The organism is Streptosporangium sp. NPDC001559, from assembly GCF_042893955.1.
GTDB lineage: Bacteria > Actinomycetota > Actinomycetes > Streptosporangiales > Streptosporangiaceae > Streptosporangium.
This window is the reverse complement of sequence record NZ_JBIAVG010000028.1, coordinates 1-17,452: the sequence shown is the minus strand read 5'-3', so window position 1 is coordinate 17,452 and position 17,452 is coordinate 1. Positions and strand designations below refer to the sequence as shown.

Below are 17,452 nucleotides of genomic sequence, written 5' to 3'. Positions count from 1 at the left end.
AGCTACGCCGGGACGGCGGCCCACAGGACGCCGAGGGCGCGGTGCAGCCCGGCCAGCCGCAGCTTGTGCTCGGGCCCGGGGGGTACGTCAAGGAAGATCATCTCGGCGCCTTCGGCCATCGCCTGCTGGGCGGCCACCAGGCACCGGATGCCCGCCGCGCAGATGTCCTCAAGGGCGTCCAGCCGAAGGACGAGCCGGTCGACGGGGTGGGCGGCGGCCTGCTGGAGCAGGGAGCGCAGCAGCGGTACGGCCTCCTCGTCGAGGTCTCCCATCAGCCGGATCCGCGCCACGGCGCCGTCGATCGTCAGATACGCCTCAAGACTCATCGGAACTCCTTCTGTCTCACCGGCACGGTCACCTCGGGCGGGGCGTCAGCCGTACCTGGACGGTCATCGGTTCCCCGGAGTCGGGCAGGGTCACGGTCATCCCCTCCGGGTCGAACTCCGGCCACGACCTGCCGTCGATCGACACCTCGTCCAGCAGGACCCGGCCGCGCGGCAGCAGGTCCGGGGCCACCCGCAGCAGCCCGCCGGGGTAGCCCGCGCGGCCATGCGGCCGGAACCACAGCGAGAGCGGCTCCCCCCTGACGAGCAACCTGCCGTAGACCGCAGCCAGGTAACACAGCTCCGAGGTGTGGTACATGCTCATGGAGTGGCTGCCCTTGAGCCGTTCGTCCCCCATGAGGAACGGGACCCCGCCCGCCAGGACCGTGAAGTGGACCCCGCCCTGGTCGTGGTCGAGGAAGAAGGCGTTGTAGAAGGCCGCCGACTCCCGGGCGTGCCGGAGATAGTCGTCGTCGCCCGTGTGCCCGGCCAGGATCAGGTACGCGAGGATGGCCTGCTCCTGCTGCCACCAGCTCTTCCTGTCGTGCCAGACGAACCGGTGCACCCCCTCCTGGTCCGGCCGCCGTTCGAGCATGTCGTACCAGCCGCCGCGGTTACGGTCCCGCGCCACCTCGGGCATGGTCTTGGCGATGCGCTCGGCCAGCTCGCGGTACTGGAACTTCGGCAGCACGGCGTTCATCCGCGTCAGGTTCCAGGCGATCTTCAGGTTGTGGCCGACGACCGCCCGGTCGCGCTGCCAGCCCCAGGTGGCGTCCGGCGTCCAGTCGTGGTGGAAGCGTTCCCTCACGAACGGCAGGCCGTCCGGGTCGGGGAAGTGGGAGACGATCATGTCAAAGGTGTGTTCGAGCATGCTCAGGTAGCGCTGCTCCCCGGTGGCCAGGTAGAGGTTGATCAGGTAGGCCGGGGCGTGGTCCCCGACCGAGTTCCAGTTCTTCCTCGACCGGTTGCCGCCGAGCGACTCGTGGTGCGGGCTCAGCGTCTCCGGGTCCAGGTGCGAGAAATAGCCACCGAGCCTCCGGTCGGAGAAGAAACGCTCGAACAGCGTCACCGTGTCCTCGATGTCAGCCCTGAGGTCCGGGTCGCCGGTCACCCGGTAGGTCTGCGTCAGCCCGACGAGCGCGTAGATCTGCTCGTAGGCGGGGATCGCGCGGTAGTCGTCGCCGAACTCCGAGGAGAACAGCTTGCGCTCCCGCGCCCCCGACAGGTCAACGCCGTGGTACCAGTAGGTGACCCCGGCGTCCGGGTCCACGAAGCGCATGTGGTCGCGTAGGTACCGCGAGCCCCTCTGGGCGACCGTGAGGAAGTCCTCCTCCCCGCTGAGCATGTACGCGCTGGCCATGCCGTACACCAGCCGGGACAGGGTGTCGGTTTCCTGGACGTGGCGCCCGGTCTTCTCGCCGCCGAGCCGCAGCTCGGTCCGGTAGTCGGCGAAGTCGACCGGCCCTGCGCCGAACTGTGCCCCTCGATAGAAGGCCGCCAGCTCGCCGAGCTGGTCGATCCACCAGTCCGGCGTCTCGAAGCCGTACTCGTCCGGCCGCTCCCCCAGGAAGAACAGCTGGGAGGCTTGGAAACGCGGACCGTTGGCCTCCGGGTAGACGGGTCCGTAGCTGAACAGCATCTGGCCGGGGACCAGCAGGTCCCACAGCCGTCCGCTGACGTCCTGGTAGGACCGGCCGAGGTTGCGGACGATCTGACCGCTGGTGGTCCCGGTCAGGTGTACCGTCACCGACCTGCCGTCGAAGGTCCGCAGCGCCACCCGCCCGTCGTGGAAACTCCGGACGTAACCGGCGACGAGGTCGGAGAAGGCGAAGTCCGGCCCGGTGCTCACCGCGCGCCGCCGACGAGGTCGATGATGGTACGGGTCAGCAGGTGGCTGTGTTCGACCGTACGGCCGGTCACCAGGTCCCCGTCCACCACCACGTCCTGGGCGGTGAAGACCGCCCCCATGTTCCTGACGTCGCCGACCAGGTTGTTGTGCGCGGTGACCGTACGGCCGCGCAGCAGGTCGGCGGCCGTGGACATCAGCAGGAGGCCGTGGCAGGAGAACGCCTTCACCAGGTTGGGCAGCCGGAAGGCGCGGCGCATCAACTCGACCGCGGGGGCGGGCCTGAGCACGTCCTCGCTGTAGCGAAGCCGGTCGGCGACCATCCCCGAGGGAACGATCAGCGCCGAGTAGCGGGACAGCTCCTCGTAGCCGAGACCGCCGAGTTCGCCGTTGACCGTGATGGGGGCGCGGTGCTCGTGACCGGTGAAGGTGAGCGACTCGTTCCCCCACAGTCTCGACAGCAGGTCGACCTCGGCGCCCTCCTCGGCGAACCTCATCCGGTAGTAGGCGATCTCGTCCTCGACGAAGTCGCTCTCCATGAGGATTCCCACGCGCCTGCCGCGCAGGAGGCCGGTCTTCGCCGGCGGATAGTGGTTCATCTCGGCTCCACGGGACCGAGGACCGCGCGGGTCCTGATGCGGGCGGCGCCGTCCCTGGCGACCACGGACCAGGTCTCCTTCGTCTCCTGTCCGGCCGCGCAGACCACCGACATCGTCACCTCGGCGTGCAGGGGGGAGGAGATCCGTACGACGACGTCCTTCGGCGTCCTGGCCTGATGGGAACGGTCCCGGTTGCGGGCCGCCCACCACTGCCGGACCTCGTCGTGGCTGCGCAGCGTCCCCTCCGGCAGGCGCAGCACCAGGCCCTCGGTCACGAGGTGCCGCAGGATCTCCTCGGCGGGGCCGCCGCCGTTCGACGTGGCGAACCAGTCGCCGACCAGCGCGAGCACCCCCTCCTCGGTGATCGGCCGGTGGGTGGCGGCCGGACGCCGCGCGGGTGGCGCCTGCCGGGTGGGGAGCATGGTGGAAACGGTCATTGCGAGTACGCCTCAATCCTTGTGTCAGTCGATGACCAGGTCGATCAGGTACGGTCCCTCGTGCGCGAGCATCCGGGCCACCGCATCCTCGGCCTCCTCGGCCTTCTCGACCCGGTGGGCGGCGACGCCGAGCGATCCGGCCAGCCCGCTGAAGGAGATGTCGGGGAAGGACAGGTCGAAGGAGGCCGGATGGGGGTGGGTCCCGATGCCCTGTTCCCTCCAGTACTGCTCGATGTTCAGGTCGAGCAGCCGGTAGCGGCGGTTGTTGCAGATGACGAACTTCGCGGCGATGCCGTACCTGGCGGCGGTCCACAGCGCCTGGATCGTGTACATGCTTCCGCCGTCACCGGTGAACCCGACGACGGGCAGGTCCGGGCGGGCGAGCTTGACGCCCATCGCCCCGGGGATGCCGACCCCGAGGGAACCACCGCGCGTCTGGAAGAAGTGCCCGGGAAGGCGGGGCGGCAGGTGGCGGGCCAGGGGCCCCGAAGCGGTCAGGGCCTCGTCGAACAGCACCAGGTCGGCGGGCGCCTGCCGGGCCAGGTGGTACACGAACCGGTCCAGCACGGTGTGGGGCACGTCCTCCTCGCGGAGCGGCGTCACCGGGCGGGGCCGCGCGCCCTCTGGGAAGTTCTCCGAGGCCCCGGCCCTGGCGGGAACCGTCCCTGCTCCGCGCCGGTCGAGTTCGCCGGCCAGCGCCGCGAGCGTGAGCCTGGGGTCGGCCACCAGGCCGACGTCCACCGGGAAGTTCTTGGCGATCTCGTAGGCGTCGAGGTCGATGTGGACGATCCGCGCCCCCGGTTTGAACGGGCTGTCGAGCCTGGGGAAGACCTCGGGGAACACGTAGGTGCCGACGATGAGAACGCTGTCGGCCTCCTCGACCACCCGGGCGCTGTCGGCGCCGAACATGTGGCCGAGCTGACCGCCCCAAAGGGGGTGGGTGGGGTCGAAGTTGAACTCGGAGTGGTTCACCCCCCACACGGGGGCGTTCAGCCGTTCGGCCACCTCGGCCAGCTCCCGCTGCGCCCCGCTGGCCGCGATCCCGTCCCCCATCAGGATCAGGCGGTTGTGCCCGGCCAGCAGCCGGGTCGCGGCCTCGGTGACGAGGCCGGGCTCGGGCAGCACCCGGGTCGACGGTACCGAGGTCGGCACCACGGGCTCGGTGGTGATCTCGTCCATGACGTCGGCGGGCAGCACGACCAGCACCGGCCCCCGGGGAGGCGTCATCGCGATCTTCACGGCCTTGCGCAGCGTGCGCAGCAGCGAGGACGGATGAACGACCCGGGCGGCGAACTTGGTCACCGGCCTCGCCATCTCGACGAGGTCGACCGCCATCTGGCCGTCCATGGCGTCGTAGCGGATTCCCGCCTCCCCGGCGACGACGACCAGCGGTGAACCGCCGCGCAGCGCCTGGTAGAGCAGGCCGACGCCGTTGCCGAGACCGACGCCGGTGTGCAGCTGGACCAGTGCCGGGCGCTGCGTCGCCCGGGCGTAGCCGTCGGCCATGCCGACGGCCACGCCCTCGTGCAGCGCCAGGACGTACTCGGTGTCGAAGGCGGCCCCGGCGTCCAGGAATCCCTGTTCGACCGTCCCCGGATTGCCGAACATGTAGCCGATCCCGTCGGCCGCGAGCTGCTCGAAAAACGCGATCTTCCCAGGTCTTCCTGGCATGGTCATCCTCCTTGGGGTTCCACCGTCACGAGGCCGCCGGCGCGCCTACCAGCCGAAGCGGCGGACGCCGTTCTCCAGCACCTCGACGAGGAGCTCACCGGACAGGGTCGAGTCGGGGGTCGAACGGGCCGTGACGAAGGGGAAGTCCACGATCACCGACAGCTCCTTGCCGACGTTGCCGTGGAAGTCCCCGTCCGGGCCGGTCGCGTCGCGCAGGATGTACTCCAGCGGGTACGGCGGCGGCCCCATGTTGAACTCGACGTTGAGGAAGCCGGTCCCGTCCTTGTAGTCGTACTCCTTGGGGTGACCGGTGACGTGCTTGCCCCACAGGAGGCTCCTGCGGCCCTCCCACTCCCTGGCGAAGGCCAGCGCGGCCACGCCGTAGCACTCGCCGACGATGGGCTTGTCCGCCGCGACGAACCCGAGGATCAGCTCGTGGAGACGGCCGTTGTTGGCCAGGTCCACGATCGGTCCGCTGCCGCCGACGATGACGAGCGCGTCGAAGCTGCCGACCAGGTCGGCGACCGCGCTCGCCAGGCGGCCGTTGTAGGCCTCCAGGTCACGCAGGTAGTTGATGGAGCTGTAGTAGGGACGCTCGGGGATGAGCGCCTCCAGGTTGAGCGGGTTGTCGAGCCGGTCGGACTCATCCAGGTCACGGGCCCGGCGGGCCATGTCCGGAGTCGTCACCGAGCGGCCGAGGGGCGGGTCGATGTAGTCCGGGTCGAGACTCGGGGGCAGCGCGTGCGCCCGCTTTCCTGTGGGGGTGAGGAAGGTGGTGCGGTAGCCCTTGGCGTCGAAGACCTCGACCGGGCCGACCAGTTCCTCTCCCCAGTACCCGTACTCGGAGAGCACCACGAGAATTCGGCGGGACATCCGTCCTCCTGATTCTTGGCTTCGCGATTGCGTAATCAAAATTTGAACCGCTCTTCGCGTCGGATTACAAGAACTCGGCGACATCCCTGAATTACTTTGTGAACATGACAAAGTAACAAGCGGGAAGGCCGTGAGCCAGGCAGTGTGCATGCCAGTTTCGGCAGTGCTAGTGACGCCTGTGCTCTTCTATTGTTTTGACGGGGCGGGCAATATCGAAGAGGTCGCCCGCGGGAGCCGCGCAACCAGCTCCCCGGCCTGGAGCAGCGTGGTCACCCCGCGGGCGACTCTGGGGCGCTCGTGCCCGCCGCCCGCGGCGGCTCCGGCGCGCCAGACAGGTGAGGAGCTCCCCGGCGTGGCGGGGTCACGAGCGCCAGGTCCCGGCGCGGACGGACGACGCCACGCCGGCGGAGACCGCCCCGCCGTACGGCATGGGGCGCCGTGGGGTGACGCCATGGCGTGATGCCGGGGTCTACCTGGGCTCGGGGCCGATGATCCAGTGCTGGCGTGTGACCAGCCGGTGGACGTAACGCGGCTCGACGAATTCGAGCAGGTCCTCGGTCGCCTGCTTGTACGCGGCGGAGCCGAGGGCGTTCTCCAGCGCGTCCAGGTCGTCGAAGTACAGCTGGTAGGCGGCGTCGAGAACGGCCTCACCCACCCCGTAGTACCCGTCCCGGGTGTGGCACTGCAGGTAGCGGCGCAGGCCGGGCACCTCGCGGACCAGGTCGGCGTGGGCGCCGAGGCTGCGCGCGCGGAAACCGGCCAGCGACAGGCCCTCCCTGCGCTTCACGAGCGTGATCAGTTTGATCCGGGAGTCGTCCCGGGCGAGCGGCGGCCCCGGCACGATCTCGGTCGCGTCGGTGTCCAGCACGACCGTGCGCCAGAACGCGGCCCACCGGGGTTCGTCGAGGCGGGCGCCCTGCAGGAACTCCTCGCTCTGCAGGGAGGCCAGCTGCTCACGCTCGTCGTTCAGCCAGATCTCCGCGACACCGCTCCACAGCGGCTCGCCCTGGTCGTTCCCGAGGGGCACCCGGGTGTCGATGAGGTACTTGCGGATCTGCGGGATCTTGCTCGCGTACCGCACGGCGTGGACGTCGAGCCAGTAGCGCTGGAACTCCTCCTCGGTCATCCCCGGCCTCGGCGCCGCGAAAATGAGCTGGTGGATCATCGTCTCTCCTTCCGGTCCGGCCCCCAGCGGGTCAGACCTTGTAGCGTCGCTTCACGTCGTCGGCGAAACCCAGGTAGTCCCGCAACGGCCACACCTCTTCGAATTCGAGGTACTCCCGCATGGGCAGCCGCCCCAGGGCGGTTCGGTCGAGCTCCTCGGCGTCCGGGGAGTCGATGATCGCGATGACCCGCTTCTGCGCGGCCACCTTCCAGATGCCGACGCAGAACCCGGAGTCGACCGTCTCTTGGGCGTGCTCGGCCTCCTCCGCCTCGATCTCCCACAGTTCGTCGAGGGTGATCCGGCCTTCGTGCTTCCACTTCATCTGCACGTAGAACAGCACTGTCTTCCTCCTTCTCACGGATGTCGCAGAGGACGGTCAGCGGACGGCCGACCGGATGCGCCTGGTCAGCGGGTGCTCCGCGCCGAACATCTCGACCGCCAGCGCCAGCGGCGTCTTGCCGTCGTGGCCCACGAGGGTGAGCGAGGCCCCGGCCTCCATGAGGATCAGGGCGCACTCCTCGTATCCGTGCCAGAGGGCGTCGTGCAGCGGCGTGTAGCCGTTCGTGGCCCCCTGGAAGTCCAGGTCGGTCCCCGGCCAGGCAGCGATCAGGCGGGTCAGGTCCACATGGCCGTTGTAGACGGCCTTGTGCAGCGGTACGGCCCCGAAGGTCGGCTCGACCGCGTTGACGTCCGCCCCCGCCTCAAGCAGCAACCGGGCGATCTCGGTGTGCCCGTCGCGGGCGGCGACCAGCAGCGGGGTGTGGACGTCGTTGAAGCCGTTGACGACGGGGAAGCGCTCGTCCACGGCGTCGCCCGCCGCGAGCAGCCGCCGGACCTCCTCGACCTCACCCCCGGCGACCGCCGCCATCAGCCGCTGCCCGGTGATCCTGGCCTGGTCGGAGTCCTGCCGCTCCCGCAGGTACCGCTCGGCCAGCAGCAGCTTGTCCTTGCCGACGGCGTTCACGTTGAGCTCGTACTCGAAGTGCTCCTTGAGCGAGAAGCCGTAGCTGGTCTGCAGGTTCAGGCCCGCCCCACGGTCAAGGAGGTATCCGACCAGCTCGGGGTGCTTGTACCAGAACGCGTCCATCAGCGGCGTGTGCCCGGTCGTCGGGGCGACCGCGTCGACGAACGCCCCGGCCTCGACGAGGGAGCGCACCACCTCCAGGCTGCCGCCCTGGCACGCCTTGTGCAGGGCGGTCGCCCCGGCCCGCGCGTCCGCGGTGTGGATGTCGGCGCCGGCCTCGATCAGCAGCCGGACGATCTCGGGCTGCGCCGTTCCCGCGGCCATCATCAGCGGCGTCAGGCCGCTGGCGGGATCGCGGTGGTTCACGTTCGCGCCGAAGCCGATCAGCTCCCCGACAAGCGCGGTCTCCGCCCGTACGACCGCCGCGAAGAGCCGCCGTTCACGGTCGGCGTTGAACGCCGCGATCTCGGAGTTGGGGTCGAAGTAGACCTTCCACTCGACGATCCTGCCCGTGTCGTCGACCACGAGCCGGTGCGCGTCCTCGATCTCGAAGACCCTGCGGGTCCGGGTGTGCGCGGCCTTGGTGTAGATCACCGCGATGGCGGTCTCGTTCTCGGCGACGAGGTCGCGCAGCGCGTAGTCCAGGATCTCGGTGGTCTCCGCCCTGACCCGGAACGCCTCCATGACCTCCGTCACGCCACGGTGTTTTCCGAGATAGGGAATCACCTGGTTCCAGCGATCTTCGGGAAGTTCGAATTCGATGTCCGGGGAAAGCAGTTCCATGGCTTTCTCGACCTCACCCGACGCGAGGCGGTCGAAGTATTGCAGGACGATCTCATGAGTTCGCTCCGTTGACATTTCCCGTCCCTTTCGCGGTTCCCCTCTTGTCCTGATCTCCGCATCAAGTCTCACTATTTCGTTCGAGATCGCACAAGGCACCGGAGCGACATCCACCGCAATTACGTTATTTTCCCTTTTTCGTACTCGGTTGCGGTCGGACGGGTGCGGTTCTCCCGCCACGCGAAAAGGCCGGGCCGCTCAACGAGCGGCCCGGCCTGGGCGGACGAGCGGGCCCCGCCGGCAGCGACCGGCTGCGGGGGAGGCACGACGGCCACGGCGGGGGCGACACGCCGCGGGCGGCCGCGTACCAGACGGTCGATCCGATACGGGGCCCGCGTCCTGGATGGAGGGAACTGGGGCAGAAGGTCAGACCGCGAGTGGGTCCGCGTCCCCCTGGGGTGCCGGTCGCGTCTTCGGCCGCCTGCTCAGCGCCAGGGCGATGAACGCGGTCCCGACGAACGTCGTGACCGCCGCGACGACGTACGCGGCGTGGAAGCCGGCGAGCTGGGCCTCGGCCCCGGAGTCGGAACCCGCCACGGCGGCGGCGACCGCCACCAGGGCGGCCACCCCGATGCTCGAACCGACCTGCTGGGTCGTCACGTTCACGGCGCCCGCGATACCGTGCTGCCGCTGCGGGACACCGGTCAGCGCCGCGGCCGTCAGCGCCGGGAACGTGGTGCCCTGCCCGATGCTCATGACGATGATCCCGGGCAGCAGGTTCAGCCAGTAGCTGCCGTCGACAGGCGTCCAGAACCACATCAGGACACCCAGGCCGATGAGCGGCATGCCGTACACCAGGAAGGGGCGCTGGCCGACGCGCGCCATCGTCCTGCCGGTGATGGTGGACGAGACGATCACGGTCAGGCCCATCGGCACCATGGCCAGACCCGACTGGAACGGCGAGTACCCGAGCACGCCCTGCATGTAGAGCGGGGCGAAGAACAGCAGCGCGATCACGGCGGCGTAATGCAGGAACGCCGCCAGGGTCGCCGCCTGCACGGTGGGTACCCGGAAGATCCCCACCGGCAGGAGCGGCTCTGCGAGCCTGCGCTCCCAGAGCACGAACGCGACCAGCAGTACGACCGCGGCCACCAGCGACGCGACCGTGCCCGGATCGCCCCAGCCCGTGTCCCCACCCCGTCCGACACCGAACACCGTGAGCACCAGGCCCACCGTCACCATCGCCGCACCGGGCAGGTCGAGCGGGCGGTTGACCCGCACGCTCGGCGGCAGACCGGCGCGGATCGCGGCGAGCACCCCCACGCCGAGGATCGTCGAGAAGGCGAAGACCGCGCGCCAGCCGAGGAACTCGGTCAGGGCACCGCCGACAATGAGCCCGCCGCTGAAGCTCGCCGCGCCGACCGACCCGTAGACGGCGATCGCCTTGTTGCGCTGCGGCCCCTCGGGGAAGACCTCGGTCAGCAACGCCAGCGCGGCGGGCCCGGACAGCGCCGCCCCGAGCCCCTGCACGGCTCGCGCGATGACCAGCACGGTGATGTTGGGCGCCAGCACACCGCCAAGCGCCGCGACGCTGAAGAGCACGACTCCGGCGGTGAACACCAGCCTGCGGCCGAGGACGTCAGCGGCCCGGCCGCCGAACAGCAGGAATCCGGCGAACGTGACGGCGTACGCCGTCATCGCCCACTGCAGGATGGCGCTGCTGATATGGAAGTCGGAGCGAATGTCGGGAAGTGCCGCGTTCAGGACGGCGAGCGCGCTCACGTCGAGCGCGATCGCACCCGCCAGGACGAGCAGCGCCAGTCCGGGGCGGCCTGCCTGCCCCGACGGGCCGCCCCTGACCGCGGGGTCTGCGGGATGGGTGGTCAAGGCTCGTTCTCCTATCCGCTGTTCGGCCGGTGCCACGGTTCGGTCGGCCGGTTCCTGTCACAGACGCGGGCGGTGCCCGCCCCGCGGCTCACCGGCGACCGATCCGGGCCTCGGGCCTGCGCTCTCAGCGCAGGTGCTTGGGCAGTCCGGGGGGCGCTCCCTTCCAGGGACCCACACCCCCGATCTCCTCCGCCCTCACCCGCACCACGTGGCCGGTGTGGACGCGGAGCTCGTCGGGCGGAATCTGGGCGCCCTCGCCGACGTAGACCTCGGCGAGCCTCCGGATCAGCTCGAACGCGCCGCCCTCGGTCACCTCCGCCCTGCCCCGGACCACCAGGTACTGCTGGAGGCCGGTGGCGTGGGACCCGGGTGACTCGACGGAGACGGCGACACGTGGATCACGCAACAGGTTCTCCGTCTTGCGCCAGGGGAACATGGAGGCGAAGACGATGTCCCCGTCGTCGATCCCCACCCAGACCCCGGTGACATGCGGGCTGCCGTCCTCGTTCAACGTCACCACGTGTCCCAGGGCTCCGGAGCCAACGAGCTCCCTGGCCGATTCGGGCAGTTCCACGGTCGCCGGGAAGTCGATCCCCGCCTGCTCGGTCGTCATTTTTCCTCCGCAGGATTCGATGAACCTGGCGCGCTGGGCAATCATTGCGCGCCGGATGGGCCGTATACAGACCCTGCATTTGATAGTAATCGCAGTACCAGCATTCGCCGGGAACCCGGGGCCACTATGACCATTTAACGAAGTGAGCCCCGCGGACTGGAATCCCGATCGCCCCGCAGGGCAGACTGGGGATGCGACCGCCAATAAGCACCGGAATGCCACAGGAGAAGGATCATGTCAATTAAGCGGAAACTCCTGGGCGCGACGGCGCCTTTGTGGCTGGCCCTCCTGGCCGCCTGCTCACAGAGTTCACCGGCGGTCCTCCCGGCCGCCTCCGCGCCCCCCACATCCCCCATGGCCACCGCGCCCTCCACGCCCTCCACGGCCGCCGCGCCCTCCGCGGTGGACCGCACCGCCGCGGAGCAGGTCGCGGCACGTTTCGTCGAGCGGGCGAACGCGGGAGACACCGCCGGGGTCGAGGCGACCTTCGCGCGGGACGCCCGTTTCGACAGTGCGGGCCGGCTCTACGGCAACCGCCAGGAAATAATGCAGCGATTTCTCGTACCAGAGGTTCTCGAAGCGGGCGGTAAATATCACGTCCGCGACCGGGAATGGAAGGAAGGCCGCCTCGTCGTGCACTACCGGTACGAAACCGGATCGGGCGGCGCCGAGACCTTCACCTACTCCTATCTCATCGAGAACGGGTTGATACGGGACGTCGTCGGCCGCTACGAGTGAAAGCGGCCACACATTTCCGCCGTCCACGGCGGGGACATCACCTGACCTTTCCCTGGCTCCACACCCCGCGCGGCGGGAGAACGTCCGCCGCGTGGGTGGGGCCTGCCCGGAAATCGCCTCTCGAACGTAGGAGATCCTCCATGACCGCTGTTTCCCACGACTCTCTCGCCGGGCTGCGTGACGCGCTGTCCAGCCCGGTGACCCTGCCCGGAGAACCCGGCTACGAGCTGGGGCGCCGCATGTGGAACGCGGACGTGGACCGTCACCCGGCCGCGATCGTGAAGTGCCGTGACGCCGTGGAGGTCGCCGAGGCGCTCACCTGGTGCGTTGAGCGGGACATCGAGGTGACCGTCCGGGGCGGCGGTCACAACGTGGCCGGCACCGCGGTGATCGACGGCGCCGTGATGCTGGACACCTCACCGATGCGCGACATCACCTTCGACACCGACGCGGGCACCGTCACCGTCGGCGCGGGCTGCCTCTGGGGCGAGGTGGACAGGCTCAGCGCCGACCTCGACGTGGCCGTCCCCGCCGGGGCCGTCTCCCACACCGGTGTGGCGGGCCTGACGCTGGGCGGCGGGATCGGCTACCTGTCCCGCCTGTACGGCATGACCGTGGACTACCTCGTCGCGGCCACCGTCGTCGTCGCCGACGGCCGGATCCTGACGGTCTCGGAGAACGAGCACCCCGACCTGTTCTGGGCGCTGCGCGGCGCCGGCCACAACTATGGCGTCGTGACGTCGTTCACCTTCCGTTACGTACCGCTGCCCGGCCTGGTGACGATCCGGCAGGCGCTGTACGCGGCAGGGGACCGCGCCGAGGTGCTGCGTTTCTTCCGGGACTGGGCGCCGGGAGCCCCGGACAGCGTCACCACCTACGCCCGGCTCTACGACTGCCCGCCGTACTGGGCTCAGGTTCCCACCGCCCATCGCGGGACACCGGTCCTGTCGATCTCCACGGTGCACTACGGGGACCCGGCCGCGGAGCCCGAGGTCACGGCGCCGATGTTCGCGCGGGCCACACCCGTCTACTCGGGTCTGCGCACAGTGCGGCACGTCGAGCTCCAGCAGGCCTGCGACGACGAGTTCCGTCACGGCATCGGCCACTACTGGAAGCACGTCTACCTTGAGTCGCTCTCCGACGAGGTGATCGACCTCGCGATCGACTGGACCGACCGGTATCCGGGCCGTCCGCTGCAGTCCCACTCCGGCATCGTCCACCAGGTCATGTGCCCCTTCGAGGTCAGCGCGGGAGGGGGCGCGCTCGACCGTCGCGACCAGGACGCCACGGCGGCGACCTCGCCCACGCTGCCGTTCGGCGCCAACATCGCCGCCGACTTCGAGCTGAGGGAGGAGAAGCCCGCTCTCGTCGAATGGGTCAAGGGCTTCGCCGACGCGCTCGTCCCCTACCAGGGCGGCACCTACATCAACTTCACCAGCGTGCAGGGTGACGAGGAGGTCGCCAGGACGGTCTACGGCGCGAAGTACGACAGGCTGGCCACGGTGAAGCGGGAGTACGACCCGCGCAACGTGTTCCGTCGCGGCCTGGTCGACCTGACGGCGAGACCCGAGCAGGACTGAGCCGTACGGAAGGACCCCGGTCCCTCGGACCGGGGTCCTTGTCGTGCGGCGCGCTACCAGCGGTCGGCCCCGCCGAGGTGGTCGGCGGAACTCTGCAGCGTCTCGGCACCGACCACGGAGAGCAGGTCGAGGGCTCCCTGCGACGGGCTGCCCGCGGGCGCCGTGTAGGTGACCAGGTACTGGTCGCTGCCGTCGGGCAGCAGCAGCGCCTCCCAGTCGAGGCTCATCCGCCCGACGACCGGGTGGTTGAACTCCTTGCGCCCGCTGCCGCAGTCCTGCACGTCGTAGCAGGCCCACCACCGGCGGAACTCGGGGCTGCGCACCGACAACTCCCCCACCAGCGAGACGACGGACTGGTCGTCGGGGTACCTGGCCGCGAACAGCCGCAGCCTGGCGACCCCCTGCCGTGCGGCGCTCTCCCAATGGATGTACAGGGAGCGGGCGGCCGGGTCGCAGCACAGCAGCCACAGCAGGTTCCGCTGCGACCTGGGGAGCGCCCCGAAGTCCGCGACCAGCGCCGCCCCCATCTCGTTCCAGGCGAGCACGTCCATGTTCCTGCTGATGACGTACGCCGGGAGGGGCATCAGGCCCTCAAGGAGGCGGTGCACGCCCGGCCGCAGCCGGTCACTCGCCACGGAGGCGGGGGCCGGGGCCTCGGAGAAGGCCAGCCGGTGCAGGTAGTCGCACTCGTCGGGGGTGAGCTTCAGCGCTCGGGCCAGCCCGGCGAGCACCGGCGCCGAGGGGCGCACGCTCCTGCCCTGTTCGAGGCGGATGTAGTAGTCAACGCTGATCCCGGCGAGCTGGGCGACCTCCGTCCGCCTCAGTCCCGGAGAGCGGCGTCGTCCCGGCGGCAGGCCGTAGTCGTCGGGGCGCAGCCGGTCCCGCCGCGAGCGGAGAAAAGAGGCGAGTTCACGTCGTACGTCCATACGTCCAGTGTGTATCGCCGGAAGCGCCGATCACAGAGACATCCTGGTACCACCGTTACCAGCCTTACGTGAAGCCGAATTACCACTTCGCATACTTGACCGGGTCGTTCTCTCTTTTTAGACGGGGAAGGGGAACGGGCCGCACCATGGGAGAAACGGTTTCCACCGAATTTGGAGGCGATAAAGAATGACCGGACGCCTCGGTATCGACGACGTTTTCCCCGTCGTCGGAGCCCGTTGTCACCCGGCCAAGACGGTCGTCGGTGAACACCTTCCCGTCGAGGCCACGATATGGCGGGAGGGCCACGAGCCCGTCTCCGCCGCCGTCGTGTGGCGGGGCCCTTCGAGCAGGACCGCGACCCGGGTCCCGATGACGTGCGCCGACGAGGGCACCGACCGCTGGCAGGCGACCGTGGTCGCCGACCGGCAGGGCATGTGGACCTTCCAGGTCGAGGCGTGGAGCGACCCGTGGCTGACCTGGCGGCGGACCGTCGAGGTCAAGCTCGAAGCCACCGTCGCCCCCGGGGCCACCGGGTCAGGCGCGCGGCGCCTGGCGAACGACCTCGAACGAGGCGCCCGGCTGCTGGAGCGGCAGGCGCACCGGGTCAGGAGGCGGCCCTGGGCGAGGATCCTGACCGAGGCGGCGGCCGTACTCAGGCGGGAGGACCTCACGCCGGCCGAGCGCGCCGCGCCCGCCCTGTCCCCCGCGGTCCAGGCGCTCTTCGACATGAACCCGCCGCGTGAGCTGCTGACCCGTGGCGCACGGCACGAGGTGTGGGCCGACAGGGACAGGGCGCTCCACGGCGCCTGGTACGAGGTCTTCCCCCGCTCGACCGGGGGCCTGGACCGGCGCGGCAGGCCCGTGCACGGCTCCTTCGCCAGTACGGCCGCCGACCTGCCCCGCATCGCGGACATGGGGTTCGACGTCGTCTACCTGCCGCCGGTCCACCCGATCGGCGAGGTCAACCGTAAGGGGAGGAACAACGCGCTGCGGGCGGCCCCGGGCGACGTCGGCTCCCCCTGGGCGATCGGCTCCCGCGAGGGCGGGCACGACGCCGTCCACCCCGCGCTCGGCGACCTCGGGGACTTCGACGCCCTCGTCGCCGAGGCCCGCCTGCTGGGCCTGGAGATCGCGCTTGACCTCGCGCTGCAGTGCGCCCCCGACCACCCGTGGGTCGAGGCCCATCCCGAGTGGTTCACCCGGCTGCCCGACGGGAGTGTCGCCCACGCGGAGAACCCCCCGAAACTGTACGAGGACATCTATCCGCTCAATTTCGACAACGACCCCGAGGGTCTGTACGCGGAAATCCTGCGCGTCGTCGAATTCTGGATCGAGCACGGGGTCCGGATATTCCGCGTCGACAATCCGCACACAAAGCCGTTGAACTTCTGGAACAGGCTGATCTGGAGTGTCAAGGAACGGCATCCGGACGTGCTCTTCCTGGCCGAGGCGTTCACCCGCCCCGCGATGCTGAAAGGTCTGGCGAAGCTCGGTTTCAGCCAGTCGTACACCTATTTCACCTGGCGCGACAGCAAGGCCGAGCTGACCGAGTACCTCACCGAACTGGCCGCCTCGACCCATTTCCTGCGGCCCAACCTCTTCGTCAACACGCCGGACATCCTTCCCCTCGCGCTCCAGCACGCCGGGCCGTCCTCGTTCGCGATCCGCGCCGCCCTCGCCGCGCTGCTCTCGCCGACCTGGGGCATGTACTCAGGGTTCGAGCTCGGGGAGAACCTCCCGGTCGAGGAGGGCAGCGAGGAGTTCCTCGACTCGGAGAAGTACCAGCTACGGACCCGTGACTACGAGGGAGAACTGCGCCGGGGCCGTTCCATCGCCCCGTGGGTCCGTATCCTCAACCGGGCCAGGCACGACCACCCGGCGCTGCAGGGACTGCGGACGCTCCGGTTCCACAAGGTCGACAACGACGACCTGCTCGTCTTCTCCAAGACCGATCCACCGACGGGCGACACCGTCGTCTGCGTGGTCACCCTCAACCCGGCGGGCGTCGAGAAGGGCACGATGATCCTCGACCTGCCCGCGATCGGGCTGGCGCCGGGGGCGCGCTTCGAGGTCCGTGACGAGGTCAGCGGCCGGACACGGGAGCTGGGCGCTCGGAGCACCGTCAGGATCGACCCCGAGGAGGCGGTCGCCCAGATCCTCACCGTGGTCGGCTCGTGAGCACCCGTGTGGCCCGGGGAGTGGTGGCCGAACCCCGCGCCGAGGACTACGGACACGCCCGTGAGCTGCCTGAGAACCCGCACTGGTTCAAGAGCGCCGTCTTCTACGAGGTGCTCATCCGGGGGTTCGCCGACTCCGACGGAGACGGCACCGGGGACATCCAGGGACTCATCGAACGGCTGGACTATCTCCAGTGGCTCGGGATCGACTGCCTGTGGCTGCCCCCCTTCTACGCCTCACCGCTGCGCGACGGCGGCTACGACGTCAGCGACTTCCGCGCGATCCAGTCCGTCTTCGGCACGATCGACGACTTCGTCGCCCTGCTCGACGCCGCCCACGAGCGCGGTATCCGCGTCATCGTCGACATGGTGATGAACCACACCAGCGACGCCCACCCGTGGTTCCAGGAGTCCCGTTCCGACCCCGAGGGTCCCTACGGCGACTTCTACATGTGGAGCGAGACCGGTGCCGAGTACCAGGACGCCCGGATCATCTTCGTCGACACCGAGACCTCCAACTGGGCCTACGACCCGGTCCGGCAGCAGTACTACTGGCACCGCTTCTTCTCCCACCAGCCGGACCTCAACTACGACAATCCGGACGTGCAGGACGCGATGCTCGACGTGCTGCGGTTCTGGCTGGACCTCGGCGTCGACGGCTTCCGGCTCGACGCGGTGCCGTACCTCTACGCCCGTGAGGGCGGCAACTGCGAGAACCTGCCCGAGACCCACTCCTTCCTCAAGCTTGTCCGCAAGGTCGTCGACGACGAGTACGCCGACCGGGTGCTGCTGGCCGAGGCCAACCAGTGGCCCGCGGACGTGGTCGAGTACTTCGGCGACCCCGCGACCGGTGGCGACGAGTGCCACATGGC

General features: G+C 69.5%; 16 protein-coding genes. 4 read left to right on the top strand and 12 right to left on the bottom strand.

All coding sequences use genetic code 11. From position 1 onward, the window contains the following. Positions 1-2: 2 nt before the first annotated feature. From ACFYY8_RS39910 to ACFYY8_RS39860, 11 genes are all read right to left on the bottom strand, one after another. Positions 3-326: an STAS domain-containing protein gene (locus ACFYY8_RS39910; protein WP_390050311.1), complete on the bottom strand. Its 324-nt coding sequence runs from the start codon at positions 324-326 to the stop codon at positions 3-5. A gap of 28 nt (positions 327-354) precedes the next feature. Further along, complete coding sequence (locus ACFYY8_RS39905) at positions 355-2,172, bottom strand: AGE family epimerase/isomerase (protein ID WP_390050310.1); 1,818 nt, start codon at positions 2,170-2,172, stop codon at positions 355-357. Continuing rightward, positions 2,169-2,768, bottom strand: coding sequence for a DJ-1/PfpI family protein (locus ACFYY8_RS39900; RefSeq protein WP_390050309.1), 600 nt, complete (start codon positions 2,766-2,768; stop codon positions 2,169-2,171). Before ACFYY8_RS39900 ends, ACFYY8_RS39905 begins: the two co-directional genes overlap by 4 nt. Next, positions 2,765-3,205 (bottom strand): hypothetical protein, encoded by a 441-nt coding sequence (locus tag ACFYY8_RS39895; protein ID WP_390050308.1) that lies wholly within the window; start codon positions 3,203-3,205, stop codon positions 2,765-2,767. The genes ACFYY8_RS39900 and ACFYY8_RS39895 overlap by 4 nt, the downstream gene beginning before the upstream one ends. Before the next feature lie 24 nt (positions 3,206-3,229). Beyond that, positions 3,230-4,876: a thiamine pyrophosphate-binding protein gene (locus ACFYY8_RS39890; protein ID WP_390050307.1), complete on the bottom strand. Its 1,647-nt coding sequence runs from the start codon at positions 4,874-4,876 to the stop codon at positions 3,230-3,232. A gap of 45 nt (positions 4,877-4,921) precedes the next feature. Next, a complete protein-coding gene (locus ACFYY8_RS39885; protein WP_390050306.1) occupies positions 4,922-5,749 on the bottom strand; it encodes a type 1 glutamine amidotransferase domain-containing protein in 828 nt (275 codons plus the stop codon). Between the two features lie 469 nt (positions 5,750-6,218). Continuing rightward, positions 6,219-6,914 carry an EthD family reductase gene (locus tag ACFYY8_RS39880; protein ID WP_390050305.1) on the bottom strand — a complete coding sequence of 232 codons (696 nt, stop codon included), beginning with the start codon at positions 6,912-6,914 and terminating at the stop codon, positions 6,219-6,221. A gap of 31 nt (positions 6,915-6,945) precedes the next feature. After that, positions 6,946-7,254, bottom strand: coding sequence for a muconolactone Delta-isomerase family protein (locus ACFYY8_RS39875; RefSeq protein WP_390050304.1), 309 nt, complete (start codon positions 7,252-7,254; stop codon positions 6,946-6,948). A 36-nt stretch (positions 7,255-7,290) separates the two neighbouring features. Further along, positions 7,291-8,736, bottom strand: coding sequence for an ankyrin repeat domain-containing protein (locus ACFYY8_RS39870; RefSeq protein ID WP_390050303.1), 1,446 nt, complete (start codon positions 8,734-8,736; stop codon positions 7,291-7,293). Between the two features lie 348 nt (positions 8,737-9,084). After that, positions 9,085-10,545, bottom strand: a complete 1,461-nt coding sequence (locus ACFYY8_RS39865; RefSeq protein WP_390050302.1) for an MFS transporter — start codon at positions 10,543-10,545, stop codon at positions 9,085-9,087. 124 nt (positions 10,546-10,669) lie between these two features. Then, positions 10,670-11,158: a PPOX class F420-dependent oxidoreductase gene (locus tag ACFYY8_RS39860; protein WP_390050301.1), complete on the bottom strand. Its 489-nt coding sequence runs from the start codon at positions 11,156-11,158 to the stop codon at positions 10,670-10,672. A 234-nt stretch (positions 11,159-11,392) separates the two neighbouring features. Between ACFYY8_RS39860 and ACFYY8_RS39855 the strand changes: the two genes are divergently transcribed. Together ACFYY8_RS39855 and ACFYY8_RS39850 are read left to right on the top strand one after the other, a co-directional pair. After that, positions 11,393-11,896, top strand: a complete 504-nt coding sequence (locus ACFYY8_RS39855) for a hypothetical protein (RefSeq protein WP_390050300.1) — start codon at positions 11,393-11,395, stop codon at positions 11,894-11,896. Positions 11,897-12,036: 140 nt separating this feature from the next. Continuing rightward, positions 12,037-13,476, top strand: coding sequence for an FAD-binding oxidoreductase (locus tag ACFYY8_RS39850; RefSeq protein WP_390050299.1), 1,440 nt, complete (start codon positions 12,037-12,039; stop codon positions 13,474-13,476). 53 nt (positions 13,477-13,529) lie between these two features. On the opposite strand, the gene ACFYY8_RS39845 is transcribed toward ACFYY8_RS39850, so the two are convergent. Further along, positions 13,530-14,402 (bottom strand): helix-turn-helix domain-containing protein, encoded by an 873-nt coding sequence (locus tag ACFYY8_RS39845; RefSeq protein WP_390050298.1) that lies wholly within the window; start codon positions 14,400-14,402, stop codon positions 13,530-13,532. A gap of 187 nt (positions 14,403-14,589) precedes the next feature. On the opposite strand from ACFYY8_RS39845, the gene ACFYY8_RS39840 reads away from it, so the two are divergent. Beyond that, positions 14,590-16,581 (top strand): alpha-1,4-glucan--maltose-1-phosphate maltosyltransferase, encoded by a 1,992-nt coding sequence (locus tag ACFYY8_RS39840; protein WP_390050297.1) that lies wholly within the window; start codon positions 14,590-14,592, stop codon positions 16,579-16,581. A 23-nt stretch (positions 16,582-16,604) separates the two neighbouring features. Continuing rightward, positions 16,605-17,452, top strand: an 848-nt coding sequence (locus ACFYY8_RS39835; protein ID WP_390050373.1) for an alpha-amylase family glycosyl hydrolase, incomplete at its 3' end; no start/stop codon positions are given.

Excerpts from the sequence above, each read along its gene's own strand:
- ACFYY8_RS39850 (WP_390050299.1), top strand. The coding sequence starts at position 12,037 with ATGACCGCTGTTTCCCACGACTCTCTCGCCGGGCTGCGTGACGCGCTG.
- ACFYY8_RS39910 (WP_390050311.1), bottom strand. The coding sequence starts at position 326 with ATGAGTCTTGAGGCGTATCTGACGATCGACGGCGCCGTGGCGCGGATC.
- ACFYY8_RS39870 (WP_390050303.1), bottom strand. The coding sequence starts at position 8,736 with ATGTCAACGGAGCGAACTCATGAGATCGTCCTGCAATACTTCGACCGC.
- ACFYY8_RS39880 (WP_390050305.1), bottom strand. The coding sequence starts at position 6,914 with ATGATCCACCAGCTCATTTTCGCGGCGCCGAGGCCGGGGATGACCGAG.
- ACFYY8_RS39840 (WP_390050297.1), top strand. The coding sequence starts at position 14,590 with ATGACCGGACGCCTCGGTATCGACGACGTTTTCCCCGTCGTCGGAGCC.
- ACFYY8_RS39855 (WP_390050300.1), top strand. The coding sequence starts at position 11,393 with ATGTCAATTAAGCGGAAACTCCTGGGCGCGACGGCGCCTTTGTGGCTG.
- ACFYY8_RS39885 (WP_390050306.1), bottom strand. The coding sequence starts at position 5,749 with ATGTCCCGCCGAATTCTCGTGGTGCTCTCCGAGTACGGGTACTGGGGA.
- ACFYY8_RS39845 (WP_390050298.1), bottom strand. The coding sequence starts at position 14,402 with ATGGACGTACGACGTGAACTCGCCTCTTTTCTCCGCTCGCGGCGGGAC.
- ACFYY8_RS39890 (WP_390050307.1), bottom strand. The coding sequence starts at position 4,876 with ATGCCAGGAAGACCTGGGAAGATCGCGTTTTTCGAGCAGCTCGCGGCC.
- ACFYY8_RS39900 (WP_390050309.1), bottom strand. The coding sequence starts at position 2,768 with ATGAACCACTATCCGCCGGCGAAGACCGGCCTCCTGCGCGGCAGGCGC.
- ACFYY8_RS39860 (WP_390050301.1), bottom strand. The coding sequence starts at position 11,158 with ATGACGACCGAGCAGGCGGGGATCGACTTCCCGGCGACCGTGGAACTG.
- ACFYY8_RS39895 (WP_390050308.1), bottom strand. The coding sequence starts at position 3,205 with ATGACCGTTTCCACCATGCTCCCCACCCGGCAGGCGCCACCCGCGCGG.